This window comes from Pseudoxanthomonas sp. CF385, from assembly GCF_900104255.1.
Classification (GTDB): domain Bacteria; phylum Pseudomonadota; class Gammaproteobacteria; order Xanthomonadales; family Xanthomonadaceae; genus Pseudoxanthomonas_A.
Genome location: NZ_FNKZ01000002.1, coordinates 1 through 22,548, shown reverse-complemented (window position 1 = coordinate 22,548; position 22,548 = coordinate 1). Strand labels below are relative to the sequence as shown.

General features: G+C 67.3%; 29 protein-coding genes. 19 read left to right on the top strand and 10 right to left on the bottom strand.

The window, feature by feature from the left end:
• Positions 1 to 17 precede the first annotated feature (17 nt).
• Genes arsC through BLT45_RS10305 form a run of 3 tightly spaced genes read right to left on the bottom strand, consistent with a single transcriptional unit; the run spans position 18 to position 2,150 of the window.
• Entirely contained in the window at positions 18 to 437 is a 420-nt protein-coding gene (gene arsC / locus BLT45_RS10315) for an arsenate reductase (glutaredoxin) (RefSeq protein WP_093298951.1), read from the bottom strand.
• Entirely contained in the window at positions 437 to 1,612 is a 1,176-nt protein-coding gene (locus BLT45_RS10310) for a phospholipase A (RefSeq protein WP_093298947.1), read from the bottom strand. The genes arsC and BLT45_RS10310 overlap by 1 nt, the downstream gene beginning before the upstream one ends.
• A gap of 52 nt (positions 1,613 to 1,664) precedes the next feature.
• On the bottom strand, positions 1,665 to 2,150 hold the full coding sequence (locus BLT45_RS10305) for a DUF456 domain-containing protein (protein WP_093298945.1): 486 nt from the start codon (positions 2,148 to 2,150) through the stop codon (positions 1,665 to 1,667).
• Positions 2,151 to 2,380: 230 nt separating this feature from the next.
• Here BLT45_RS10305 and BLT45_RS10300 point away from each other — a divergent pair, with 230 nt between their 5' ends.
• Complete coding sequence (locus BLT45_RS10300; RefSeq protein ID WP_093298942.1) at positions 2,381 to 2,590, top strand: cold-shock protein; 210 nt, start codon at positions 2,381 to 2,383, stop codon at positions 2,588 to 2,590.
• Positions 2,591 to 2,682: 92 nt separating this feature from the next.
• Here BLT45_RS10300 and BLT45_RS10295 read toward each other — a convergent pair whose 3' ends face one another.
• Together BLT45_RS10295 and BLT45_RS10290 are read right to left on the bottom strand one after the other, a co-directional pair.
• Entirely contained in the window at positions 2,683 to 3,159 is a 477-nt protein-coding gene (locus BLT45_RS10295; protein ID WP_093298939.1) for a glycine zipper 2TM domain-containing protein, read from the bottom strand.
• Positions 3,160 to 3,302: 143 nt separating this feature from the next.
• Positions 3,303 to 3,743 (bottom strand): cytochrome c, encoded by a 441-nt coding sequence (locus tag BLT45_RS10290; protein ID WP_093298934.1) that lies wholly within the window; start codon positions 3,741 to 3,743, stop codon positions 3,303 to 3,305.
• A gap of 76 nt (positions 3,744 to 3,819) precedes the next feature.
• Between BLT45_RS10290 and BLT45_RS10285 the strand changes: the two genes are divergently transcribed.
• A complete protein-coding gene (locus BLT45_RS10285) occupies positions 3,820 to 4,632 on the top strand; it encodes a tRNA threonylcarbamoyladenosine dehydratase (RefSeq protein ID WP_093298931.1) in 813 nt (270 codons plus the stop codon).
• Here BLT45_RS10285 and BLT45_RS10280 read toward each other — a convergent pair.
• Positions 4,613 to 5,380 (bottom strand): TatD family hydrolase, encoded by a 768-nt coding sequence (locus tag BLT45_RS10280; RefSeq protein WP_093298928.1) that lies wholly within the window; start codon positions 5,378 to 5,380, stop codon positions 4,613 to 4,615. The genes BLT45_RS10285 and BLT45_RS10280 overlap by 20 nt on opposite strands.
• A 4-nt stretch (positions 5,381 to 5,384) precedes the next feature.
• Positions 5,385 to 5,609 (bottom strand): DUF6116 family protein, encoded by a 225-nt coding sequence (locus tag BLT45_RS10275; RefSeq protein WP_093298926.1) that lies wholly within the window; start codon positions 5,607 to 5,609, stop codon positions 5,385 to 5,387.
• Between the two features lie 172 nt (positions 5,610 to 5,781).
• Here BLT45_RS10275 and BLT45_RS10270 point away from each other — a divergent pair, with 172 nt between their 5' ends.
• The 7 genes from BLT45_RS10270 (at position 5,782) to BLT45_RS10240 (ending at position 12,524) form a co-directional block, all read left to right on the top strand.
• The gene (locus BLT45_RS10270; protein WP_093298924.1) at positions 5,782 to 6,594 is read left to right on the top strand and encodes a glycine zipper 2TM domain-containing protein; all 813 of its coding nucleotides are present in this window, start codon (positions 5,782 to 5,784) and stop codon (positions 6,592 to 6,594) included.
• A 149-nt stretch (positions 6,595 to 6,743) separates the two neighbouring features.
• The gene (locus BLT45_RS10265) at positions 6,744 to 7,907 is read left to right on the top strand and encodes an acyl-CoA dehydrogenase family protein (RefSeq protein ID WP_093298921.1); all 1,164 of its coding nucleotides are present in this window, start codon (positions 6,744 to 6,746) and stop codon (positions 7,905 to 7,907) included.
• Positions 7,908 to 8,000: 93 nt separating this feature from the next.
• On the top strand, positions 8,001 to 8,552 hold the full coding sequence (locus BLT45_RS10260) for a GNAT family N-acetyltransferase (protein WP_093298918.1): 552 nt from the start codon (positions 8,001 to 8,003) through the stop codon (positions 8,550 to 8,552).
• Positions 8,552 to 9,037: a nucleotidyltransferase family protein gene (locus BLT45_RS10255; RefSeq protein ID WP_139187994.1), complete on the top strand. Its 486-nt coding sequence runs from the start codon at positions 8,552 to 8,554 to the stop codon at positions 9,035 to 9,037. The genes BLT45_RS10260 and BLT45_RS10255 overlap by 1 nt, the downstream gene beginning before the upstream one ends.
• Positions 9,027 to 9,677: a glutathione S-transferase family protein gene (locus tag BLT45_RS10250; protein WP_093298912.1), complete on the top strand. Its 651-nt coding sequence runs from the start codon at positions 9,027 to 9,029 to the stop codon at positions 9,675 to 9,677. The genes BLT45_RS10255 and BLT45_RS10250 overlap by 11 nt, the downstream gene beginning before the upstream one ends.
• Positions 9,678 to 9,690: 13 nt before the next feature.
• Positions 9,691 to 11,952, top strand: a complete 2,262-nt coding sequence (locus BLT45_RS10245; RefSeq protein ID WP_093298909.1) for a thiamine pyrophosphate-dependent enzyme — start codon at positions 9,691 to 9,693, stop codon at positions 11,950 to 11,952.
• 29 nt (positions 11,953 to 11,981) lie between these two features.
• The gene (locus BLT45_RS10240; protein ID WP_093298906.1) at positions 11,982 to 12,524 is read left to right on the top strand and encodes an NADPH-dependent FMN reductase; all 543 of its coding nucleotides are present in this window, start codon (positions 11,982 to 11,984) and stop codon (positions 12,522 to 12,524) included.
• 4 nt (positions 12,525 to 12,528) lie between these two features.
• Here BLT45_RS10240 and ubiM read toward each other — a convergent pair whose 3' ends face one another.
• Positions 12,529 to 13,761, bottom strand: a complete 1,233-nt coding sequence (gene ubiM, locus BLT45_RS10235) for a 5-demethoxyubiquinol-8 5-hydroxylase UbiM (RefSeq protein ID WP_093298903.1) — start codon at positions 13,759 to 13,761, stop codon at positions 12,529 to 12,531.
• A gap of 86 nt (positions 13,762 to 13,847) precedes the next feature.
• Complete coding sequence (locus BLT45_RS10230) at positions 13,848 to 14,711, bottom strand: CAF17-like 4Fe-4S cluster assembly/insertion protein YgfZ (protein ID WP_254771856.1); 864 nt, start codon at positions 14,709 to 14,711, stop codon at positions 13,848 to 13,850.
• Between the two features lie 39 nt (positions 14,712 to 14,750).
• On the opposite strand from BLT45_RS10230, the gene BLT45_RS18625 reads away from it, so the two are divergent.
• Genes BLT45_RS18625 through lolD form a run of 10 tightly spaced genes read left to right on the top strand, consistent with a single transcriptional unit; the run spans position 14,751 to position 21,400 of the window.
• Entirely contained in the window at positions 14,751 to 14,936 is a 186-nt protein-coding gene (locus BLT45_RS18625; protein WP_093298900.1) for a DUF1674 domain-containing protein, read from the top strand.
• Between the two features lie 55 nt (positions 14,937 to 14,991).
• Positions 14,992 to 15,384: a succinate dehydrogenase, cytochrome b556 subunit gene (gene sdhC / locus BLT45_RS10220; RefSeq protein WP_093298898.1), complete on the top strand. Its 393-nt coding sequence runs from the start codon at positions 14,992 to 14,994 to the stop codon at positions 15,382 to 15,384.
• On the top strand, positions 15,381 to 15,764 hold the full coding sequence (sdhD, locus tag BLT45_RS10215) for a succinate dehydrogenase, hydrophobic membrane anchor protein (protein WP_093298895.1): 384 nt from the start codon (positions 15,381 to 15,383) through the stop codon (positions 15,762 to 15,764). The genes sdhC and sdhD overlap by 4 nt, the downstream gene beginning before the upstream one ends.
• Before the next feature lie 4 nt (positions 15,765 to 15,768).
• Positions 15,769 to 17,559: a succinate dehydrogenase flavoprotein subunit gene (sdhA, locus tag BLT45_RS10210; protein ID WP_093298887.1), complete on the top strand. Its 1,791-nt coding sequence runs from the start codon at positions 15,769 to 15,771 to the stop codon at positions 17,557 to 17,559.
• An 18-nt stretch (positions 17,560 to 17,577) separates the two neighbouring features.
• Complete coding sequence (locus tag BLT45_RS10205; protein ID WP_093298884.1) at positions 17,578 to 18,360, top strand: succinate dehydrogenase iron-sulfur subunit; 783 nt, start codon at positions 17,578 to 17,580, stop codon at positions 18,358 to 18,360.
• Between the two features lie 4 nt (positions 18,361 to 18,364).
• Positions 18,365 to 18,796 carry an MAPEG family protein gene (locus tag BLT45_RS10200; RefSeq protein ID WP_093298881.1) on the top strand — a complete coding sequence of 144 codons (432 nt, stop codon included), beginning with the start codon at positions 18,365 to 18,367 and terminating at the stop codon, positions 18,794 to 18,796.
• A complete protein-coding gene (locus BLT45_RS10195; protein ID WP_056880931.1) occupies positions 18,793 to 19,041 on the top strand; it encodes an FAD assembly factor SdhE in 249 nt (82 codons plus the stop codon). Before BLT45_RS10200 ends, BLT45_RS10195 begins: the two co-directional genes overlap by 4 nt.
• Complete coding sequence (locus BLT45_RS10190) at positions 18,992 to 19,447, top strand: hypothetical protein (RefSeq protein ID WP_093298879.1); 456 nt, start codon at positions 18,992 to 18,994, stop codon at positions 19,445 to 19,447. Before BLT45_RS10195 ends, BLT45_RS10190 begins: the two co-directional genes overlap by 50 nt.
• Before the next feature lie 5 nt (positions 19,448 to 19,452).
• On the top strand, positions 19,453 to 20,700 hold the full coding sequence (locus BLT45_RS10185) for a lipoprotein-releasing ABC transporter permease subunit (protein ID WP_093298877.1): 1,248 nt from the start codon (positions 19,453 to 19,455) through the stop codon (positions 20,698 to 20,700).
• Positions 20,693 to 21,400: a lipoprotein-releasing ABC transporter ATP-binding protein LolD gene (lolD, locus tag BLT45_RS10180; protein WP_093298875.1), complete on the top strand. Its 708-nt coding sequence runs from the start codon at positions 20,693 to 20,695 to the stop codon at positions 21,398 to 21,400. The genes BLT45_RS10185 and lolD overlap by 8 nt, the downstream gene beginning before the upstream one ends.
• Positions 21,401 to 21,630: 230 nt before the next feature.
• Here lolD and BLT45_RS18150 read toward each other — a convergent pair whose 3' ends face one another.
• On the bottom strand, positions 21,631 to 22,098 hold the full coding sequence (locus tag BLT45_RS18150) for a hypothetical protein (RefSeq protein ID WP_139187993.1): 468 nt from the start codon (positions 22,096 to 22,098) through the stop codon (positions 21,631 to 21,633).
• Positions 22,099 to 22,548 lie beyond the last annotated feature (450 nt).

Sequence of the window (22,548 nt, the reverse complement as noted above, 5' to 3'; positions counted from 1 at the left end):
CTGCGCCCGATCTTACGTCAGCCGATGCGGTTTCCGGCCGCGTCCACGACCGGCTCGCCGTCTTCCTTGTTGAAGGCGCCGCGTTGCCGCTGCGGCAGGATGTCGAGCACCATTTCCGATGGGCGGCAGAGCTTGGTGCCCAGGGCGGTGACGACGATGGGGCGGTTGATCAGCACCGGATGGGCCAGCATCGCGTCCACGAGCGCCGCATCGGAGGCCTCGGCCAGGCCGAGGTCGGCGTAGAGCGCCTCCTTCGTGCGTACGACGTCGCGCACGGGGATCTGCATGGCGGCGATCAGCGCCAGCAGCGTCGTGCGGTCCGGCGGCGCCTGCAGGTACTCGATGACGCGCGGTTCGATGCCGGCATTGCGGATCAGTCCCAGCGTGTTGCGCGACGTGCCGCATGCGGGGTTGTGGTAGATCGTCACGTCGTCCATCAGTACCAGTCCAGCAGCGAGATGCCCAGGCCGAGGTAGGTGGCCTTGTGGTTGTAGTCGATCAGGCTCTCGCCGTAGCCGTGGAAGACCTGCACGTGGCCGCGGAAGGTGCGGGTGATCGGGAAGCCGTAATCCACCTGCAGCGCGCCGTGCGAATCGTCGCCGCCGCGCAGCGAGTGGCGCCCCAGCACGGTGAAGACGTGCCCGCCGCGTGCGTACGTCAGCATCGCGTCGCCGCGGCCGATGTAGTCCTCGATGTCGGGATTGTCGTCGTCGTTGCCGTCGGGCACGCGGTACCACGGCCGGACCACGAACGCCCAGTTCTCGCGGTCCAGGCCGATGGTGGCGATCACCCGGTTCCAGCTGCGCGAGAGCGGATCGCTGCGGCCGTTGGACTGGTGGTTGATGCCGATGCCGGCCATGCGGCCCTTCCAGCCGGCGATGCTGTAGTTGTTGCGGAACACCAGCATCACTTCCGGTTCGTAGTTCGTCTCCCGGAACGGGCGCGACTCCTCGCCGTTGAATACCTGCCAACGCGAGCTCTGCGTATAGGCGCCCCAGAGGTCGCCGTTGTCGCCGAACAGGTTCTCGGCGAACTTGGTCTTGAAGCTGAGCTGGAACTTGGCTTCGATGTCCTGCAATTCCTGGGGCGTGGTGACCGTGTTGTCCGGGTTCGGCGAGGTCGGCGTTTCGTTGACCTGGCTGGTCCAGAACGCGGGCAGCAGGTAGACCGGCTTGTAACCGCGCAACTGGAACACGCCCAGTTTGGAGTCCTTGGCCAGTTCCCAGCGGCTGTCCAGCAGGGAGCCGCGGCCCGCGTTGGCGATCAGGTCGGCGTCCGAGGGGTCGTCCGCGCGGAACCACGCCCCCAGGCGCCGGCGCGTGCGCTCGCTGAGCGGCGCATCCGGGTCGTGCGAGGCATCGGCGGCCTCGCGAGCCTTTGCGCGGGCCGCCGCTTCGGCTTCCTTCGCCGCCACGGCGTCTTCATCCGCACGGCGGGTGTCGGCGGCCGTGCGACCCAGGGCCTTGTCGTAACAGGCCAGGCGCTGCGCATCGTTTTCCAGCAGGAAGCAGGCTTCGGCCGGCGTCGCTACCGGTGCGCTTTCCTGCGCGTGGGCGGTCAGGCCGTATGTAACTCCAATTACAAGCGGCAGCAGTCGAATGCGGTGCGTCATGCAGGGATCGCTCGTTGGGGGCGCCGACATTCTGCCAGCCGACGGGCGAAGGTCAGAAGATCCAGGCGAAAACGAACAGGCCCAGCATCGCGAACGCGAGGCCCAGCTTGAGCACCACGCCCAGCACGATGCCCAGCCAGGTGGCCAGGCCGACCTTGGTGGCCTGGCGGAACTCGCGCCCGTGCCACAGCTCGCCGACCAGGGCACCGACGAAAGGGCCTGCCAGGAGGCCGATGGGCATGAAGAACAGGCCGGCGAACGTGCCGATGACCGTGCCCAGCAGGGCTTTCTTGCTGGCACCCACCCGCTGGGCGCCGATCGCGGTCGAGAATATGTCGACGGCGAAGGAGAGCGCCGTCAGCAGGCCCAGGACCACCAGCGTGACCCAGCCGATCTGCTGGAAATCGCCGGCCCAGGCCGCCAGCAGCATGCCGGCGAACACCAGCGGCAGGCCGGGCAGGGCGGGCAGAATCACCCCGGCGATGCCCACCAGGATCAGCACGATGGCGACGGTGTAGTACAGATACTGGATGTCCAAACAATTCTCCTAGTGAATCAAGGGCTTGCCAGGGGGTTGACTTTTTCGTTCGCGCGTTTGCATTTTGCCAAATGCCGGGTTACTGTGCGGCCGCTGTCGTTGCCAAGGTCACCGTGCACCGTGGCCTGATGGGGTAGATCCAATGATCCGCTGCATCGCTTGTACCTCGTGTCCTCCTTGCAACCAGCCGCCGAGAGGCGTAACCACCACCCGTTCCAAGGAGCAACTAGATGTCCGAGCGTGAAACCGGAACCGTGAAATGGTTCAACGATGCCAAGGGCTTCGGCTTTATCAGCCGGGAAAATGGCGAAGACGTGTTCGTGCACTTCCGCGCCATCCAGACCCAGGGTTTCAAGAGCCTGAAGGAAGGCCAGAAGGTCAGCTTCACCGTCGTGCAGGGCCAGAAGGGCCTGCAGGCGGATGCGGTGCAGCCTGTCTGACATTGATGTGATGCGTACCGCGCCAGGCGCGGGCTCCGCATGAAAAAGCCCGGCGAATGCCGGGCTTTTTCTTTGCCTGTGGGGTGCGCGGATCAGCGCAGGACCACGCGGCCGTTCTGGACGCGCACGTAGGTGTTCTCGCGGATGCCGCCGAGGTCGTGCTGGCTGATGGTCACGCGGCGGCCATCGTCCATGCGCACGGTGACGTTGTAGGTGTCGCCGGTGGTGCGCTTCTGGATGGCGTTGCCGGCGGCCGCGCCGGCCACTGCGCCGGCGACCGTGGACACGTTCTTGTTGCCCTCGCTGCCACCCGTGCGGTCGGAGATCTGGCGGCCCGCCACTGCGCCCACGATGCCGCCGAGCACGGCGCCCGTTGCGGAAGGAGCACTCCGGCCCGACGACACCACGTCGATGCGTTCGACGATGCCGCAGTCCGCGCAGTAGCGGTTGGCCGGGGCGCTGTAGCCGCCACTGCCGTAGCCGCTGCTGCCGTAACCCGGGGAGGTACTCGCGCAACCGGCGAGGGCGACGGTGGCGGTCAGGCCGATGACGAGCAGACGCGTATTCATGGGAAGCCTCCTGTGCGATGGAGCCCGTGCGTTTGCCGGGTCCTGTCGTGTCACATGCTCGGCAGCAGCGCGTGAACGTGATGACAATCGGGCCGCTTGCGCGGCCCGAGTGTCAGGTGCGATTCAGAGGCGTGACGCCGCTGTCATCCCTTGAAATCCTGGTGGCAGGCCTTGCAGTCCGCGCCTACCTTCTCGACCAGCGTGGACGCGGCGGCGCACTCGGTCGGGGGCGCACTCAGGGCGGCGTCCAGGTCCGCGCGGAACTGGCTGGTGTGGCTCTTGAAGCGGGTGTCGTCGGCCAGGCCGGGGAACGCCAACTCGAGATCGTTCGCCATCGCGCGCAGCGTTCGCACGTGCGGAATCGTGTCGGTGGCCGCGCAGCGGTTCTCTTTCACCTTGTCCGCCAACTGGCCGGCGTGCTTCCCCATCACGTGCATGACGCTGTGGGGGAACGGATCCTGGCGCGCCTGCAGCGCCCGCATTGCCATCACCGTGCAGATGGCGCCTACCACCAGACCGATCAGGAAGAGGAAGAAGTAGCGCGAAGCGGCGGACGGCTTCTTGGTCTCGGGCTGGCTGGCCATGCGGCGGGCTCCTGGTGGGTGACGGGGCGATGGTACGACGGCCGTCACGGTTCGCGCCACGCTTTACACTAGTGATATGAAGAAAGAACTTAGGGACCGGTTCGCCGGCATCGACCGCCTGTACGGCGTGGGCGCGACGGAACGGTACGCGGCCTCGCGCGTGGTCATCGTCGGCATGGGCGGCGTCGGCTCGTGGGTGGTGGAAGCGCTGGCGCGCTCGGGCATCGGTCATCTCACGTTGATCGACGCGGACGACATCTGCGTCTCCAATACCAACCGCCAGTTGCCCGCGCTGGAAGGCCACTACGGCCGAAACAAGGCCGAAGCGATGGCCGAGCGCTGCCGTGCGATCAATCCATTGATCGACGTCGAGGTCGTGCCGCAGTTCCTGACCGCCTCCAACATGGGCGAGCTGCTGGATCGCGGCTTCGATCTGGTGCTCGATGCCTGCGACAGTTTCCGCGTGAAGGTGGAGATGATCGCCTGGTGCCGCCGGCGCAAGCTGCCCATCGTCGTGTCCGGCTCGGCAGGGGGACGCACCGATCCCACCCAGATCCGCCTGCGCGACCTCTCGCGCACCGAGCACGACGCGCTGCTCGCGTTGGTACGCAAGAAGCTGCGCGCGGAGTTCAACTTCCCGAAGAACCGCGACCGCTATTTCGGCGTGCAGGCGGTCTACTCGCTGGAGAACGTCAACTATCCGCAGGCCGATGGCACCGTCTGTGGCCTGCGGCCGCAACTGGGCGCCGATGCAGCGTTGAAGCTGGACTGCGGCGTGGGCCTGGGCGCGGCGACGCACATCACCGGTGCCTTCGCCTTTGCGATGGTGGGCAAGGCATTGGAGCTGCTGCTGAAGAAGGCCCGCGCCGTCAGCGCGACGGCAGCCTGAAAAGGCGCTCCGCGTTCTGCGTGGTCACCCGCGCGATCTCGTCCGGCGCCATGTCGCGCAGTCCGGCGATGACATCGCGGATCTCCGTCAGCCGCGCGGGCTCGTTGCGTTGCCCGCGGATGCCGGCATCGGGCTGGTCCGGCGAATCCGTCTCCAGCAGTAGGTAGTCCAGCGGCATCGTGCGGGCGAGCGTGCGCACCCGGTTGGCGCGTTCGTAGGTCACCGGTCCGCCCAGGCCGATCAGGAAACCGGCCTGCCACAGCTGCTTCGCCTGTTCCGGGCTGCCGGAAAAACTGTGCACCACGCCCCGCAGGCCGCCGATCCGACGGATCGAAGCGATCACGGCATCCACCGCACGACGTGCGTGGACGATCACCGGCAGGTCGAACGCGCGCGCCAGCCGCAGTTGGCCATCGAAGTAGGACTGCTGTGTCTCCGCATCCAGCCCGTCGACGAAGAAGTCGAGCCCGCATTCGCCGACGGCCACCGGCTTCTCGCCTTCGATCCACATGCGCAGTTCGTCCAGGTGCCCCGGCCGATGCTCCGACAAGTACATCGGGTGCAGGCCGTAGGCGGCGAACAGCCCGGCCTCCTGTGCGCACACGTCGCGCAGCTTCGGCCACGAGGCGGCCGTCACGGCAGGCACCACCTGGCGCGTTACCCCGGCGGCGCGCGCACGCGCCAGCACGGCGTCGCGGTCGGCGTCCAGTTCGGGCGCATCGAGGTGGCTGTGGCTGTCGACCAGCATGAGGTCAGCGACGTGCGTCGGGCGCCTCGAGCGAGGATGGCGGATCCTTGCGCCGCTTCCAGTTGGCGAGCAGCAACGTGCCGAGGCCGAACAGGATTTCATCCACGAAGGGCACCGGGTCCGGCAGGAAGAGGGTCACGAAGAACAGCGCGGCGGTGATCTTGAACAGCGTGGGATAGCGCAGCTTGCGCGCCCAATCGAGAAAGGGAAGGAGGATGGGACTGGGCATGGCGTCGGCACTCGACCGCAGTGGGATGGGCATCACGCTAGCATGATCGGGAGGTCATGGAATCGTTCATTTTTTGTTGGTTTTCGTGGCCGTTCGCGGGTACTTGGTTCAGGTTCGCAGTGGTGCAATGATGACCAATGTGAACCGGGCAAGGCCCGACTTGGAGGCAGCGATGAAGAGCAATACCACAACGATTCTTGTCGCCGTCGGCGCGCTGCTGGTGGGCGGTGTGGCCACGGCGGCTTTCCTCAAGGGCGGTGACAAGGGCCCGGCGGAGGGCGGCCTGGTGACGGCTGCGGATGGTTCGCTGGTCGCGGACGATGCGGCCTCGACGGACAACCAGATTCCGGTCGGCACGCTCCAGTACGCCGAGGTGGTGAAGTCCGCCCCGGTGACGAGTTCGGAGAAGCTGTATGCGACGGTGATCGGCACCGAAGCCGTGCGTGAGACGACCACCAGCAGCACGCCGCGCGAGGTCTGCCAGGACGTCGTGGTGCAGGAGCGCGCACCGGAACGCGACGGCAACGTCGGTGGCACGGTGGCGGGTGCCGTGATCGGCGGCCTGCTGGGCAACCAGGTCGGTAGCGGCAGCGGCAAGAAGGCTGCGACCGTGGCCGGCGCGGTCGCGGGCGGCGCCATCGGCAACCAGGTGGACAAGCGCCACGTGGGTGGCAAGGTGGTCAGCCGCACCGAGCGCCAGTGCCATACCGAGAATGCGACGTCCGAGTCCTCGCGCGTGACCGGTTACAACGTCACCTACCGGAACCCGGACGGCACCACCGGCACGATGCGCATGGACAGCAAGCCGGGCAACCGCATCGCCCTGGGCACGACGGACAAGGTCGTCGGCTACGACGTGACCTACCGGTTCGAGGGCCAGGAAAAGACCATCCGCATGGAACAGGAGCCGGGCGCCCGCCTGCCGGTGATCGACGGCCAGGTCGTGACCCAGACCGCCAGCGTGGATACGCCCAAGCAGGGCTGAACCCGCGGTCCCGGCCGGAACCTGCGTTTCAACGTGGCACCCCTCGAAGGCCGGCGTTTCGCCGGCCTTCGCTTTGCGGACTGGCGCTTACCGGCGCCGAGGGCCACCGCATACAATCGCCGGATACCTCAAACGCCGGTTGAAACGCGATGGCCCTGAACCCGTACGACCTGTTCGATGTCCGTTCCCTGCTGACCGAAGAGGAGCGCGCCGTCCAGGACGCCGTCGCCCGCTTCACGGACGAGCGAGTACGTCCGATCATCGGCGACGCGTTTGACCAGGGACGCTTTCCGAAGGAACTCGTGCCGGAGATCGCCGAACTGGGCCTGCTCGGCTCCTCGCTGCCGGAGAAGTACGGCTGCGCCGGCCTCAACGCGGTCAGCTACGGGCTGATCTGCCAGGAACTGGAGCGCGGCGACAGCGGCATCCGCAGTTTCGTCAGCGTGCAGTCCTCGCTGTGCATGTACCCCATCTACGCCTACGGCAACGAAGAGCAGCGCCAGCGCTGGCTGCCCGACATGGCAGCGGGCAAGGTGATCGGCTGCTTCGGCCTGACCGAACCGCACGGCGGCTCAGACCCGGCCAACATGAAGACCCACGCGCGCCGCGACGGCGACGACTGGGTCATCAACGGTTCGAAGATGTGGATCACCAACGGCAACCTGGCCGACATCGCCATCGTCTGGGCGCAGACCGACGACGGCATCCAGGGTTTCCTGCTCGAGAAGGGCATGGCTGGTTTCACGGCGCAGGAGATCAAGCACAAGATGAGCCTGCGCGCCTCGGTGACCAGCGCGTTGTTCTTCGACAACGTGCGCGTGCCCGACAGCAGTCGCCTGCCCAACGTGAAGGGCCTGAAGGGTCCGCTGGGCTGCCTGACCCAGGCGCGCTACGGCATCACCTGGGGGCCGATCGGCGCGGCGATCGCCTGCCTCTATGAAGTGCTGGCCTACACCAAGGAGCGCATCCTGTTCGACCGCCCCGTCGCGGCCACGCAGAGCGCGCAGATCAAGATGGCCGAGATGGCCCGCCGCATCACCCTGGCGCAGCTGCTGTCGTTGCAGCTGGGCCGCCTGAAAGACGCCGGCACGATGGCGCCGCAGCAGGTATCGCTGGCGAAGTGGAACAACTGCCGCATGGCCATCGACATCGCCCGCGAGTGCCGCGACCTGCTGGGCGGCGCCGGCATCACCACCGAGCACGCCGCGATCCGCCATGCGCTGAACCTGGAATCGGTGATCACCTACGAAGGCACGGAAACCGTGCACCAACTGGTGATCGGCCGCGAGCTGACGGGCATCAGCGCGTTCTGAGCGGGTACCCGCACCAGGCGTGCGGGAGAGGGAGCGCGCGGGCAAGAGGCCCGCGGGTTGGGAGACCTTCCGTTCTGGGATGACGTGGCAACGATGGATCTTTCAGAGCTGCAGCTTGAAACCCCCCGCCTCCTGCTGCGGTTGCCGCGGCGCGAGGACTACGAGCCCTGGGCGGCCTTCGTCGCCGACGAGGAGGCCACCCGTTACATCGGCGGCGTGCAGGCACGCTCACCCGCGTGGCGGAGCCTCGCGGCGATGCTCGGCAGTTGGCACCTGCAAGGGTTCGCGATGTTCTCGGTGATCGAGAAGGCCAGCGGTCGCTGGATCGGCCGGGTAGGGCCGTGGCAGCCCGAAGGCTGGCCGGGCACCGAGGTCGGCTGGAGCATCGCCCGTGAAGCCTGGGGCCGCGGTTACGCACCGGAGGCGGCGACGGCCAGCATCGACTGGGCGTTCGACCAGCTGGGCTGGGACGAGGTGATCCATACCATCGATCCGGAGAACGCCAACTCCAAGGCGGTCGCCGCGAAACTCGGATCGGCCTACCTGCGGATGGATCGCCTGCCCGAACCGCACCACGAGAAACCGGTGGAAGTCTGGGGCCAGACGCGCGCGCAGTGGCGCACACGCAGGGCCGCGCGCCCGTGATGCCGACCTCCGCGCTGCACGCAGGCCTGCACGATGCCTTGCCCGAGCTGGCGCGGACCTTCCGCGATCCCTGGTGGATCATCGGCAGTGCCGCGATGGCGCTGGCAGGCATTCCGGACATCGTGCCGCAGGATATCGATGTGCTATGCAGCCGCCGCGATGCGCTGCGCCTGCGCGAGGCGTGGATCGACCACGTCGATGCGGCCTACCAGCCCGCGGACGACGCCCGTTTCCGTTCGACCTTCGCGCGCTTCACGCACCTGCCGATGCCGCTGGAAGTCATGGGCGGTCTGGAGGTGATGACGGCCATCGGATGGCAGGAACTCGACGTTCGCGACGACGTGCGCATCGATGTCGGCGGCCACGCCGTGCGCATCCCGACGCGGGAGGACCAGCGCCGCATCCTGCTGGCGTTCGGCCGCGAGAAGGACCTCGCCAAGGCCGCCCGCATTCCCGCCGCGTCGGAGCATCCGCATGTCGCCTGAAACCGTCACTGTCCATGGCATGTCCACCTCGGGCAACTGCCACAAGGTGCGCCTGCTGCTGGAGCAGCTCGGACGCCCCTACCGCTGGATCGAAGTCGACAGCGCCAACGGTGGTACCCGCACGCCCGCGTACCTGGCCAAGAACCCGAACGGCAAGGTCCCGATGCTGGAGCGCGCGGATGGCGGCGTCCTCGTGGAATCGAACGCCATCCTCTGCTGGCTGGCCGAAGGCAGCCCGTACCTGCCGGACGATGCGTGGCAGCGTGCGCTGGCGCTGAGCTGGCTGTTCTTCGAGCAGTACAGCCATGAGCCCTATATCGCGGTCGCACGCTTCATCCGGGGCTGGACGCCGCTGGATTCGCCGCGCCGCGCGGATCTGCCGCGCCTGGTCGAGCGCGGCGCGCAGGCGCTGGCCGTGATGGAGAAGCATCTGCAGGCAGCGGCGTGGTTCACCGGAAACGACTACGGCGTGGCCGATATCGCGCTGTTTGCTTATACGCATTGCGCCGACGACGGCGGTTTCGATCTCGTCGCGTACCCATGCATCACCGACTGGCTGGCGCGCGTGCGCGCCCAGCCGGGTTTCGTTCCCATGCCCGGCGTGAGCGACGACGTCGCCGCGCGCCTGGCGTCTTCCTGATCCGAGCGAGCACATGACTGCAAAAGAGATTCCCGCACGCATGAAAGGCCTGAACCGGGCCGAGATCTGCGACCAGAATTTCATCGAGTTCGTCAACGAATGGAACGGCCAGGCACGTGTTGCACCGGCAGCGGGCGAACCCGTCCTGCCGGGCAGTGCGCTGGACGCGCGCGGCTTCGTCGAGCTGCTCGAATCGCAGCTGGTCAGCCGCCATCTGGACCTGATGGCGCGGGTGCTGCGCGTGCAGAACAAGGTCTTCTACACCATCGGGTCCAGCGGCCACGAGGGCAACGCGATGGTCGCCCGTGCCACGCGCCATACCGATCCGGCCTTCCTGCATTACCGCAGCGGCGGTTTCATGGCCGAGCGTTTCCGCAAGCTGCCGGGCATGGACCCGGTGATGGACTCGGCACTGAGCTTCGCCGCCAGCGCCGAAGATCCGGCCTCCGGCGGCCGCCACAAGGTGTGGGGCAGCAAGCCGTTGTGGGTGCTGCCGCAGACCTCGACCATCGCCTCCCACCTGCCGAAGGCGCTGGGCACGGCGGTGGCGATCGAGCAGGGGCGCCGCATCGGCCATGCATTGCCCATCCCGGAGGACAGCATCGCGATCTGTTCCTTCGGCGACGCCTCGTCCAATCACGCCACCGCGCAGACCGCGTTCAACGCGGCGGCGTGGACGGCCTACCAGAAGCTGCCGGCGCCGGTGCTGTTCGTCTGCGAAGACAACGGCATCGGCATTTCGGTGAAGACGCCGGATGGCTGGATCGGCCGCAACTTCCGCGACCGCGCCGACCTGGACTACTTCCACGCCGATGGCCTCGATCTTGCGGCCGGCTACGGCCAGGTGCAGGCCGCCGTCGAGCACTGCCGCCGCACGCGCCGGCCGACGTTCCTGCACCTGCGGACCACGCGCATCATGGGCCACGCCGGTACCGACTTCGAAATCGAATGGCGCCCGCTGGAAGAGTTGTGCGCCGTGGAGGCGACCGATCCCTTGCTGCGCAGCGCCGACATCGCGCTGGCGTCGGGCCTGTACACGAAGGCGTCGCTGCTCGCGCTGTACGACGCCACGCGCAAGCGCTGCTTCGCCGCCGCGGAGGACGCCGACCGCCGTCCCAAGATCGCATCGCTGCAGGACGTGATCGCTCCGCTGGCGCCGTACAGCCCGCGCGAGGTCGCAAAGGAGGCGCGTCGCACCGCGCCGCACGATGTCCGAGTGGCTGCGTTCGGCAGCGAGGAGAGGCTGCCGGAGAAACTGCCGCCGCGGCATCTCGCCATCCAGATCAACAACGCGCTGCACGACCTGTTCTGCAAGTATCCGGAGACGCTGCTGTTCGGCGAGGACGTCGCGCAGAAGGGCGGTGTCTACACCGTCACCAAGGGCCTGCAGAAAGCGTTCAAGGGCAGCCGCGTGTTCAACACGCTGCTCGACGAGACGATGATCCTCGGCCTGGCCCAGGGCTACGCCAACATGGGCATGCTGCCGCTGCCGGAGATCCAGTACCTGGCGTACTTCCACAACGCCTGCGACCAGATCCGCGGCGAGGCCGCCAGCCTCCAGTTCTTCAGCAACGACCAGTACCGCAACCCGATGGTCGTCCGCATCGCCGGCCTGGGCTACCAGCGCGGCTTCGGCGGCCACTTCCACAACGACAACTCGATCACCGCGCTGCGCGACATCCCGGGCCTGGTCGTCGGCTGCCCCTCGCGGGGCGACGATGCCGCCACCATGTTGCGCACGCTGGCCGCCCTGGCCAAGGTCGATGGGCGCGTCACGGCGTTCCTCGAGCCCATCGCGCTGTACATGACCAAGGACCTGCACGAACCAGGCGACGGGCAGTGGTTGTTCCCGTATCCGCCGCAGGACGAGGCGATGACGCTCGGCGAGGGGCGCGTCTACGGCGAAGGCGCCGACGACCTGGTCATCTTCACCTACGGCAACGGCGTGCCGATGAGCCTGCGCGCCGCGCGGACCATCGAACGCACGCATGGCTGGCAGGTGCGCGTGGTCGATCTGCGCTGGCTGGTACCGCTCAACGCGGCCTTCATCGCCGAACAGGCGAAGACGGCCAAGCGCATCCTGGTGGTCGACGAGGGACGGCAGGCCGCCGGTGTGGGTGAAGGCGTCATCACGGCGATCGCCGAAGCCGGCTATCGGGCGCGTCCGTTCCAGCGCGTCGTCGGCGCCGATACGTACACACCGCTCGCCGGCGCCGCGTTCCTGGTGCTGCCGGGCGACGAGGACATCGTCGCCGCGGCCGACCGGCTGGCATGATGTCGGCTGTACCTGATCGAGGAACGGACATGGCCACGCCCCGCATCGGCATCATCATCGGCAGCCTGCGCGAAGGCTCCTTCAATCGCCAACTCGCGGGCGCCGTGCGGGCGATGGCGGGCGATCGTTTCGCCTTCGAGGAGATCGGCATCGGCGACCTGCCGTTGTACGACCAGGACGACGATGCGGATTTCCCGCCGGCGGGCTCGCAGTTCAAGCAACAGGTGGAAGGCTGCGATGCGTTGTTGTTCGTCACGCCGGAATACAACCGCTCAATCCCCGGCGTCCTGAAGAACGCCATCGACGTGGGCAGCCGTCCCGGCGGCCGCAATTCCTTCGGCGGCAAGCGTGCCGCGATCATCGGCACGTCGCCGGGTGCGCACGGCACGGTGTCCGCGCAGCAGCATCTGCGCAACGTGCTGGCCGCGGTCGACGTCGCCGTGCTGCCGCAACCGGAGATCGCCATCCAGTACCGGGAGGGCCAGATCGACGCGGCGGGCGACGTGGTCGACGAGCGCCTGCGCAAGCGCCTGCAGCTGTTCCTGGATCGTTTCGGCGCCTGGCTCGACTGATCCGTCAGGCCGGGCGCAGCAGCGCCAGGCCATCCCTCAGGCGCTGCAGCGGGCGACGCGTGTTCGGCGCCTCGTCCGCGAGCATGCCGGCCAGCGCACGCCGGAACGGCGTGAGGCGGCGGCCGGCCCGCAGGACGCCCTCGCGCACGAGGCGTGCGGGCGCGCGATCGTCGGTGTAGAGCTCGACGATGGCGCGCGTGGCCAGGTACAGCGGCCGGGTGCCACGACGATGACGGCGCTCGTAGCGCGCCAACCCGTCCGCGCACCCCAGGTCGCCGTTGCGCTGCAGTGCTTCCCGCGCCATGTCGGCGAGCCGTTCGACGCTGGCGAGTCCGAGATTGAAGCCGTGCGCGGTGACCGGATGCATGCCGACCGCCGCGTCGCCGGCCAGTGCGAACCGGCGGGCGACGAACCGGCGCGCGTAGACGCCCACCAGGGGATACACATGGCGGCTGCTCTCCAGCTTCATGTGGCCGAGGCGATGCCCGTAACGCTGCTCCATCTCGCACGCGAAGGCGTCCACGTCGAGCGCGGCGAGGCGGCGTGCGGCGGCGTCGGGCAGGGTGATGACGATCGAGGATGCGTGCTCCTCCAGCGGCAGCAACGCCCGTGTCTGGCCATGGCCGAACCATTCCCACGCCACGCCCTGGTGCGGCTGCTCGTGGTGCATGCGGCAGACCAGCATGCTCTTGCCGAAATCGTGCTGATCGGCCCCGATGCCCATCGCGCGTCGCGTTTCGGAGAATCGGCTGTCCGCGGCGATCAGCAGCGGCGCTTCCAGGCGGAGCCCGTCGCCGAGGGTGATGCCGGCGCGATCGTCCGTCGTGCGGACGGCGTGGATGCGGGCGCCGTCGAAGAAATCCAGGCCGGGAAGGTCCGACACGGCCGCCCACGCGGCTTCCCGGATCCGATGGTTCGGCACCAGCATGCCGAGCTGCTCCTTGCCAGCCAGGGCGGCGTCGATGCGCATGTCGTGCAGGCAGTCGCCCTCCATCACCCGTGCAGCGCGCAGCGGAGAGCAGGCATCTTCCGGCAGGTGCTGCCAGATGCCGAGATCGCGCAGCAGGCGCATCGAGGCGTGCGTCAGTGCGATCTCGCGGCCGTCGAACGCGGGTTCGGCGATGGCGGCGCGCGACTGGCGCTCCACGAGGGCCACCTTGAGATCGAGTTCGCAGAGCGCCTTGGCCAGGCACAAGCCGGCCGGGCCGGCGCCGATGATGATGACGTCGTGGTGCATGCGCGTGTCCTCGTGCCTGGGTTCACGGCAGTCTAGGCAGGCAGGCGCCCACGTCATTGACGTGGATCAATCCCCGCGCAGAAGGGTCAGCGGCGCAGGCCGTCCAGCAGCGGCGCGCGCGACAGCGGGCGTGCCTCGACCGAGAGGCCTTCGCCGGCATGGTCCAGGGGAAGCACCGCGAGCAACAGGGTCTGCGGACCTTCGGGCGCGGTGCTCACCACGGCGCCGACGTCGCGCTCGCTGTCGCGCACCGCGGCGCCAGGATCGAGAGCGCCGTCAACGAGGAAGCCCTGCAACGCGCGCTTGGCCTTGCCGAGGAAATGCGTGCGGGCGACGATTTCCTGGCCCGGGTAGCAGCCCTTCTTGACGCTGTACGCCGCCAGCCGGTCCAATGCCAGCTGCTGGGGCGTCCACTGCTCGCGCTGCGTTTCCGGCAGGCGGGGCAGGCCATGGCGCAAATCGGCGGCGCGCCACGCGGCCTGCTGTACGGCGTCATCGGCCGCGGCGGGCCCCAGGCGCAGCGTGCGCGGGCCGCCGTCGCCACCCATATCCAGTTCGAGCGTGCCGGCATCCATCGCCAGCACGGCGCCGTGCGCGACCGCGGGCGCGGTAAATCCTCCGCTGACGGCGGTGTCGACGGGGACATCGATCTTCAACTTTCGTCTAAACACGAAACGTCGCAGCGCTTCGGCGAAGGCGCCGGCCGGGTGGTCGGGCAGCACCAGCCACACGCGGTCCTCGGCCAGTTTGGCCAGCGCGAGCACCGCGATCACGCGCCCCTTGGGTGTCAGCCACGCATTCCACTGCCACTGTCCGGGCGGCAGGACGGCCACGTCGTTGGCGAACTGGGCCTGCGCAAACGCCGTCGCATCGGGCCCTTCCAGCGTCACCAGCGCGTGGTCGGGCAGGGCGAAAACCGGTGTGCTGGTACGGGAAAGGTTGTCAGCCAAGGGGGTGGGGATTAAAATTTTGTGCGTTGCGAGACCGCCATGATAGGTCAAACACCCCCGACTCCCGACACCGATCCCGGAACACAGCCGCCCGAAACCTCGACCCCGCCTGCGGGTGAAGGGGCAGGGGGAACGGCGGTGGCGAAGGAGATCGGCGGCCGCGACGGGCCTGAGCCCACGCGTTACGGGGATTGGGAAAAGAACGGGCGCTGCATCGACTTCTGAGCAGCGTTTGAGCCAACGCGGTCACGACCGCCCAGCCGAGACAACGAGCGCGTCAATGGCGACTCCACAACGTCCGCTTTCCCCCCATCTTCAGGTCTACCGCTGGCAGATCCAGATGGCGACCTCCATCCTGCATCGCGCCACCGGCATCGTCCTCGCCGCCGGCGCGCTGGTGATCACCGCGGGCCTGCTGACGCTGATGATCGGCCCCGAAGCCTGGAACTGCTTCACCGACATGGCGCGCGCCTGGTACGGCCAGCTGTTCCTGTTCGGCTGGACCTGGGCCTTCGCCTACCACCTGTGCAACGGCATCCGCCACATCGTGCAGGACTTCGCCATCGGCTACCGCATCGCCACGTTCGTGCGCAACAGCTGGTTGTCGGTGATCGGCAGCCTGGTCATCACCGCCCTGGTGTGGGCGTATGTGCTGTTGGGAGGTGGCGCATGAGCAACTTCCGCACGCCGATCAAGAATGCGCGCGGCCTGGGCTCGGCGAAGACCGGTACCGAGCATTTCGTCCACCAGCGGCTGACCGCGACCGCGCTGGTCGCGCTGACGATCTGGTTCCTGGTGTTCGTACTGAGCCTGGTCGGCGCCGATTACGTCACCGCCACCGCCGCCGTGTCCAAGCCGTGGAACGCGGTGCTGCTGGTCGGCTTCCTGGTCGCCATGTTCTGGCACGCCCAGCTCGGCCTGCAGGTCGTGCTGGAAGACTACGTGCACAACTCGCTGCTCGCCCTCGCGGTGCAGACCACCGTCAAGTTTATCGCCGTGCTGGGCGCCATCGTCAGCGTCTTCGCCGTGGCCCGCATCGCGCTGGGGAATTGAGTCAATGTCCGCTTACAAGATCACCGAACACAAGTACGACATGGTCGTGGTGGGCGCCGGCGGCGCCGGCCTGCGCGCGACCTTCGGCCTGGCGGCCAAGGGCCTGCAGACGGTCTGCCTGACCAAGGTCTTCCCGACCCGCTCACACACCGTGGCGGCGCAGGGCGGCATCTCCGCCGCGCTGGGCAACATGGGCGAGGACGACTGGCGCTACCACTTCTACGACACCATCAAGGGCTCGGACTGGCTGGGCGACCAGGACGCCATCGAGTACATGTGCCGCGAGGCCATCCCGGCCATCATCGAGCTGGAGCACTACGGCGTGCCGTTCTCCCGCACCGAAGAGGGCAAGATCTACCAGCGCCCGTTCGGCGGCATGACGACCAAGTACGGCGAAGGCCCGCCGGCGCAGCGCACCTGCGCCGCCGCCGACCGTACCGGCCACGCCATGCTGCACACGCTGTACCAGCAGTCGCTGGCGCACGACGCGCGCTTCATGGTCGAGTACTTCGCGCTTGACCTGATCTTCGATGAAGAGGGTGCCTGCCGCGGCGTGCTCGCCCTCGACATGGCCACCGGCACGCTGCACCTGTTCCGCGCCCATGGCGTGGTGCTGGCCACCGGCGGCTACGGCCGTGCGTACTTCTCGGCGACCTCCGCCCATACCTGCACCGGCGACGGTGGCGGCATGGTGATGCGCGCCGGCCTGCCGATGCAGGACATGGAGTTCGTGCAGTTCCATCCGACCGGCATCTACGGCGCGGGCTGCCTGATCACCGAGGGCGTCCGCGGCGAAGGCGGCATCCTGCGCAACAGCAACGGCGAGCGCTTCATGGAGCGTTACGCACCGCACTACAAGGATCTGGCCTCGCGCGACGTGGTCAGCCGCTCGATGACCATCGAGATCCGCGAAGGCCGTGGCGTCGGCGAGCACAAGGACCACATCCTGCTCGACCTGACCCACCTGGGCCCGGAGGTCATCAACGAGAAGCTGCCCGGCATCGCCGAAAGCGCCCACATCTTCGCCGGCGTGGACGTGACCAAGCAGCCGATCCCGGTCATCCCGACCGTGCACTACAACATGGGCGGCATCCCGACCAACTACCACGGCGAAGTCGTGCGCAAGGTCGGCGACAACCCCGATGCGGTGGTGCCCGGCCTGTACGCGATCGGCGAAGCCGCCTGCGTGTCGGTGCACGGCGCCAACCGCCTGGGTTCGAACTCGCTGCTCGACCTGGTCGTGTTCGGCCGCGCGGTCGCCAACCGCTGCGCCGAGACCATCAAGAGCGGTTCGTCGCACAAGCCGCTGGCCGGCGATGCGTGCGACAAGGCGCTGTCGCACCTGGACAAGCTGCGCAACGCCAGCGGCGATACGCCGACCTCGGTGATCCGCGACAACATGCAGCGCACGATGCAGGCCGACGCCGCCGTCTTCCGCACCAGCAAGTCGCTGAAGGATGGCTGCGACAAGATGGCCGACATCTTCTCCAGCTTCCAGGACGTGAAGGTCAGCGACCGTTCGCTGATCTGGAACTCCGACCTGATCGAGACCTACGAACTGCACAACCTGCTGCTCAGCGCGGTCGCCACGATCAACTCGGCCGAGCAACGCCACGAAAGCCGCGGCGCGCACGCGCACGAGGACTTCCCCGAGCGCGACGACGTCAACTGGCAGAAGCACACGCTGGTCAATGTCGCCGACGACGGCAAGTGCAGCTTCGATTTCCGCCCTGTGCACATGTACACGCTCAGCAAGGACGTGGATGTGGTGCCGCCCAAGCCGCGCGTTTACTGAGCCCGGGAGACCTGACACATGGCCGAATTTTCCCTCCCGAAGAACTCGCGCGTCACCAAGGGCAAGCACTTCCCCGCGAAGGGCGCCAAGAATGTGCGCACCTTCAAGGTATACCGCTGGAACCCGGACGACGGCGCCAATCCGCGTACCGACACGTACGATGTCGACCTCGACAAGTGCGGTCCGATGGTCCTGGACGCGCTGATCAAGATCAAGAACGAGATCGACCCCACGCTGACGTTCCGTCGCTCGTGCCGCGAAGGCATCTGCGGTTCGTGCGCGATGAACATCGACGGCACCAACACGCTGGCCTGCACCAAGGCGATCGGCGATTGCACCAAAGCGGAAGTGCCGATCTATCCGCTGCCGCACATGGACGTGGTGAAGGACCTGGTTCCCGACCTGACCCACTTCTACGCGCAGTACGCCTCGATCAAGCCGTGGATCCGCACGCAGACGCCGGCGCCGCCGGATCGCGAGCGCCTGCAGTCGCCGGAAGACCGCAAGAAGCTGGACGGCCTGTACGAGTGCATCCTCTGCGCCTGCTGCTCGACCAGCTGCCCGAGCTACTGGTGGAACGGCGAGCGTTACCTCGGCCCGGCGATCCTGTTGCAGGCCTACCGCTGGATCATCGATTCGCGCGATGAGGACACCGGTGCGCGCCTGGACGATCTGGAAGATCCGTTCAAGCTGTACCGCTGCCACACCATCATGAATTGCGCGCGTACCTGCCCGAAGGGCCTGAACCCGGCGCTGGCGATCGCCGAGATCAAGAAGCTGATGATGGCGCGTCGCGCCTGACCGCATGAGCGACGCGTCCGCCACGGCGATCCTCTGGCCCGCAGTGGCGATGGCCGGCCTGACCTTCCTCGTGTGGGCCAGGCTGTACCAGCTCCGCCTGGGTGAAATGTCGCGCAAGCGCATCCATGCGCAGGCGCTGGCGAACGCGGCCGATTCGGTACGGCTGCTGGCCGACACCCGCGCATCGGACAACTTCCGCAATCTGTTCGAGTTGCCGGTGCTGTTCTACGCCGGCGTGCTGCTGGCCGCGCAACTCGGCGTGGCCGACGCGGTATCGCTGGCGCTGGCCTGGGTCTTCGTCGGCCTGCGTGCGGTGCACAGCCTGGTGCACTGCACGTTCAACCACGTCATGACCCGCTTCGTCGCCTACGCGGTGGCGACACTGGTGCTGATCGCCTTCTGGGTGCGCCTGGCCCTCGCGCTGGCGGCGGCATGAGCGACGATCCCGAACTCAAGCGCATCCGCTGGCGCTGCCGGCGCGGCATGCGCGAACTGGACCAGTTGTTCGGTCGTTACCTCGATCGGAGTTGGGCGACCGAATCCGAGCCGCAGCGCGTGGTTTTCCTACGCCTGCTGGATTGCGAGGACGATAAGCTCTGGCGCTGGTTCATGGGCTACGAGCAGTGTCCCGATGCGGAACTCGCCGCGCTGGTCGAACGGATCCGTCAGCTGCCGGCTTGAATGGCGCCCCTCGCGCCTGGTGCAGGCGTGGCTGGTCTTGCTGGGCCTGCTGGCGGCACTCTCGCTGCTGCTCTGCGAACTACCCGTGGCCATCGCCTGGCCCGGGGCCGTCTTGGCGCTGAGTCGCGGCCTGTGGCTGGCGCAGGCCCATGCCGCGTCGGCGGAGCGTGAATTCTGGTTCCCGGGCGACGGCCGGGTGCCCACCGTCGATGGGGCTCCTCTGCACGATGTGCGCTTGGCCTGGCGTGGGCCGCTGGCGTTCCTGCGCTGGCGCGAACGGCCGGGCGGAGCCTGGCGCCATGCGGCCTGGTGGCCCGACACGCTGCCGGCCCGCGCCCGGCGTGAACTGAGGCTTGCTGCGGGCGAAGCCGACGCTGGGCGCCCGGCGGGCCCGATGGCACCATAGGGTCCATGTTCAAACCCATCCCCGTCGCCATCGGCCTGCGCTATCTCCGCGCCAAGCGCCGCAACGGTTTCATCTCCTTCATCTCGCTGGCCTCGGTCGTCGGCATCGCCCTGGGCGTGATGATCCTGATCACCACGCTGTCCGTGATGAGCGGCTTCCAGCGCGAAATCCGCGACCGGCTGCTGCAGGCCACCGCGCACGCCACCGTGATGGGGGCGGGCGAAGCCATGCAGGACTGGCCGCACGCCACCAAGATCGCGATGGACGATCCGCGCGTATCGGGCGCGGCGCCCTTCATCCACGTGCAGGCGATGCTCACCGGCAATGCGGACCCGCAAGGCGCCCTGGTCACCGGCATCCTGCCGGGCGAGGAGCCCAAGGTCTCCGTCATCGGCGACAAGATGAAGGCCGGCACCCTGGATTCGCTGAAGCCGGGCGAGTTCCACATCCTGCTCGGGCAGGAGCTGGCCGCCTGGCTGCGCGTCGGCGTGGGCGACAGCGTGGTCGTCACGGCGGGCGACTTCCAGGGCACGCCGATGGGCGCGATGCCCAAGATCAAGCGCTTCACCGTCACCGGCATCTTCGCGGTCGGCCACAACGACGTGGACCGGAACCTCGCGCTCGTCCACATGGGCGACCTGCAGCGCGTGCTGCGGATGGGCGAGGGCGTCACCGGCGTCCGCTTGAAGCTGCACGACATGTACCAGTCCTGGGACGTGGCGCGCGACCTCGCACTGCGGCTGCAGGGTCCATACCGGATCAGCGACTGGACCAGCGAAAACGCCAATCTCTACCACTCGCTGAAGATGGAGAAGACGGTGATGGGCATCCTGCTGTCCTTCATCATCCTGATGGGCGCGTTCTCGCTGGTGAACTCGCAGGTGATGCTGGTCACCGACAAGCAGGCCGACATCGCCATCCTGCGCACGCTGGGCCTGACGCCGCGCGGCGTGATGCAGGTCTTCATGGTGCAGGGCGTGCTGATCGGCGTGATGGGCACGGTGATGGGCGTGATCGGCGGCATCCTGCTGACGGTCAACCTCGAATACATCCTCGCGGCCATCGAGGCCGTGTTCAAGGTCACCCTGCTGCCCTCGGACGTCTACTACATCACCGGTCTGCCTTACGAACTCGACGCAGGCGAAGTGGTGATGATCGCCGCCGTCGCGCTGACGATGAGCTTCCTGGCCACGCTGTACCCGGCGTGGCGCGCCGCCCGCACCCAGCCCGCGGAGGCGCTGCGCTATGAATGAGTCCATCCGCACCGCGGTCATCCATGCCGAAGCGCTGGGCAAGACCTATGCCGAAGGCAAGCTGCGCACCCCGGTCTTCGATGGCCTGGAGCTCAACGTGCAGCCGGGCGAGACCGTGGCCATCGTCGGTGCGTCGGGCGCGGGCAAGAGCACGCTCCTGCACCTGCTGGGTGGCCTCGACACGCCCACCTCCGGCGAGGTCTACGTCGCCGGCAAGAAGATGTCATCGCTGTCGGACGCCGCACGCGGCCAGCTGCGCAACACCTCGCTCGGCTTCGTCTACCAGTTCCACCATCTGTTGCCGGAGTTCACCGCGCTCGAGAACGTGATGATGCCGGTGATGCTGGGTGGCGCGGCGACGGACGATGCCGCCGCGCGCGCGAAAGCGCTCCTGGAGTCGGTGGGTTTGGGGCATCGTCTCGAACACAAGCCTGGTGAACTGTCCGGCGGCGAACGCCAGCGTGCGGCTGTCGCCCGCGCCCTCGTCAACCAGCCGGCCTGCGTGCTCGGCGACGAGCCGACCGGCAATCTGGACGAGAAGACCGCAGCGACGGTGTTCGACCTGATGCTGGAGCTCAACCGCGCGCAGAAGACCAGTCTGGTGCTGGTGACCCATGACCGCCGCCTGGCGCGCCGGCTGGATCGCGTACTCGAACTGCACGAAGGCAAGCTTCGCGAGCTGGCGCCTGAAGCGGTCTGAAAAGGCGGCACGGTTCATGCCGTGCCGATCTCGCCGGAGTGAGGTCAGTCCGTCATAGCGACCCGGTTGCGGGCAGCAGGTTCTTCACGGCAGGCTTGCCAATGCATCCGCACGCCGCAATGAAGATACCCAGTGCGATCGCCAGGTTCGCGATGCGCTTCATGCGTTAGAACACTCGAGTTGCTCCGCTTCGCGAAGCAGATTCGGCTTGCACGCATTGACGCGGCCTTTCACGGCACGCTTCGACCCACGATCCGCGGCGCGACGAAATCGCGGCCGGGAAAGGGTCCGGCCGAGCGTTGTCCAACGAATGACCCGTCGGTGAGCTCGCCTCGGATATCACCGATGTCGCACGTTCCGGCATTGAAGTCGAGCATCAGCAGGCGACCCGAAACGCTGTAGGCATATCTGGCCGGTTCCCTGGTGCCCTGCACAGGCGTCCGGATGGGTTCAAGTTCCCGCCATTCGCCGGACGTGCATGTTTCGATAGGTGTGTTCGTCACTCGAACAGTCCAGCTTGAGCGGGAGCCGTCGTGCGGCTCCGGATTCGAAAACTCCCAGACAGCACCCACACGCCACTCGGGTGGCGTGGGTTCGGCCACCAAGGTCGCGAATCTCTCGGCATCGCTTGGCTCACCACGGGTCGAGGTGCAGCCTGCCAGCATCGATGTCAGAGCGAGCGCCGCGAGGATCTTCATAGCGAGCCCGATGCCTGAGCCAGGCCAGCCCGCGAAAGCGGGTTCGGCTTGAATGAATTGTTAGCGCACATGCCGACCAACTTGGAGTGCCCTAGCGCGATAGTACGGGGTAAGTGCAGCCCGCTCGATGACCAGCAGAATACCGGTGCAGACGAGAAGTGCGGGCAGCCAGACAATGACGAACGCGACAAGTTGGAACCCCCAGTTCCAGGCGTAAGTGTCTGGATCAGGTGGGCCAGTCAGGTAAGCAACTGTGCGGAAGTAGAACCAAACGACCGCACAGGCAACGACCAGAACGATCTGAGCAGTTGCTAGTACCCAGAACTTTAGTAGCCGAATACTGCTTTTCATGGGCGCTAACGCCTGAATTAAGCCGACCCGCGAAGCGGGTTCGGCTTGAATGAATTGTTAGGCCGCATTTGCGACCTTGGGAAGGTAAAAGTACGCCAC

Excerpts from the sequence above, each read along its gene's own strand:
- arsC (WP_093298951.1), bottom strand. The coding sequence starts at position 437 with ATGGACGACGTGACGATCTACCACAACCCCGCATGCGGCACGTCGCGC.
- BLT45_RS10310 (WP_093298947.1), bottom strand. The coding sequence starts at position 1,612 with ATGACGCACCGCATTCGACTGCTGCCGCTTGTAATTGGAGTTACATAC.
- BLT45_RS10300 (WP_093298942.1), top strand. The coding sequence starts at position 2,381 with ATGTCCGAGCGTGAAACCGGAACCGTGAAATGGTTCAACGATGCCAAG.
- BLT45_RS10295 (WP_093298939.1), bottom strand. The coding sequence starts at position 3,159 with ATGAATACGCGTCTGCTCGTCATCGGCCTGACCGCCACCGTCGCCCTC.
- BLT45_RS10290 (WP_093298934.1), bottom strand. The coding sequence starts at position 3,743 with ATGGCCAGCCAGCCCGAGACCAAGAAGCCGTCCGCCGCTTCGCGCTAC.
- BLT45_RS10285 (WP_093298931.1), top strand. The coding sequence starts at position 3,820 with ATGAAGAAAGAACTTAGGGACCGGTTCGCCGGCATCGACCGCCTGTAC.
- BLT45_RS10280 (WP_093298928.1), bottom strand. The coding sequence starts at position 5,380 with ATGCTGGTCGACAGCCACAGCCACCTCGATGCGCCCGAACTGGACGCC.
- BLT45_RS10275 (WP_093298926.1), bottom strand. The coding sequence starts at position 5,609 with ATGCCCAGTCCCATCCTCCTTCCCTTTCTCGATTGGGCGCGCAAGCTG.
- BLT45_RS10270 (WP_093298924.1), top strand. The coding sequence starts at position 5,782 with ATGAAGAGCAATACCACAACGATTCTTGTCGCCGTCGGCGCGCTGCTG.
- BLT45_RS10265 (WP_093298921.1), top strand. The coding sequence starts at position 6,744 with ATGGCCCTGAACCCGTACGACCTGTTCGATGTCCGTTCCCTGCTGACC.
- BLT45_RS10260 (WP_093298918.1), top strand. The coding sequence starts at position 8,001 with ATGGATCTTTCAGAGCTGCAGCTTGAAACCCCCCGCCTCCTGCTGCGG.
- BLT45_RS10255 (WP_139187994.1), top strand. The coding sequence starts at position 8,552 with ATGCCGACCTCCGCGCTGCACGCAGGCCTGCACGATGCCTTGCCCGAG.
- BLT45_RS10250 (WP_093298912.1), top strand. The coding sequence starts at position 9,027 with ATGTCGCCTGAAACCGTCACTGTCCATGGCATGTCCACCTCGGGCAAC.
- BLT45_RS10245 (WP_093298909.1), top strand. The coding sequence starts at position 9,691 with ATGACTGCAAAAGAGATTCCCGCACGCATGAAAGGCCTGAACCGGGCC.
- BLT45_RS10240 (WP_093298906.1), top strand. The coding sequence starts at position 11,982 with ATGGCCACGCCCCGCATCGGCATCATCATCGGCAGCCTGCGCGAAGGC.
- ubiM (WP_093298903.1), bottom strand. The coding sequence starts at position 13,761 with ATGCACCACGACGTCATCATCATCGGCGCCGGCCCGGCCGGCTTGTGC.
- BLT45_RS18625 (WP_093298900.1), top strand. The coding sequence starts at position 14,751 with ATGATAGGTCAAACACCCCCGACTCCCGACACCGATCCCGGAACACAG.
- sdhC (WP_093298898.1), top strand. The coding sequence starts at position 14,992 with ATGGCGACTCCACAACGTCCGCTTTCCCCCCATCTTCAGGTCTACCGC.
- sdhD (WP_093298895.1), top strand. The coding sequence starts at position 15,381 with ATGAGCAACTTCCGCACGCCGATCAAGAATGCGCGCGGCCTGGGCTCG.
- sdhA (WP_093298887.1), top strand. The coding sequence starts at position 15,769 with ATGTCCGCTTACAAGATCACCGAACACAAGTACGACATGGTCGTGGTG.
- BLT45_RS10205 (WP_093298884.1), top strand. The coding sequence starts at position 17,578 with ATGGCCGAATTTTCCCTCCCGAAGAACTCGCGCGTCACCAAGGGCAAG.
- BLT45_RS10200 (WP_093298881.1), top strand. The coding sequence starts at position 18,365 with ATGAGCGACGCGTCCGCCACGGCGATCCTCTGGCCCGCAGTGGCGATG.
- BLT45_RS10195 (WP_056880931.1), top strand. The coding sequence starts at position 18,793 with ATGAGCGACGATCCCGAACTCAAGCGCATCCGCTGGCGCTGCCGGCGC.
- BLT45_RS10190 (WP_093298879.1), top strand. The coding sequence starts at position 18,992 with ATGCGGAACTCGCCGCGCTGGTCGAACGGATCCGTCAGCTGCCGGCTT.
- BLT45_RS10185 (WP_093298877.1), top strand. The coding sequence starts at position 19,453 with ATGTTCAAACCCATCCCCGTCGCCATCGGCCTGCGCTATCTCCGCGCC.
- lolD (WP_093298875.1), top strand. The coding sequence starts at position 20,693 with ATGAATGAGTCCATCCGCACCGCGGTCATCCATGCCGAAGCGCTGGGC.
- BLT45_RS18150 (WP_139187993.1), bottom strand. The coding sequence starts at position 22,098 with ATGAAGATCCTCGCGGCGCTCGCTCTGACATCGATGCTGGCAGGCTGC.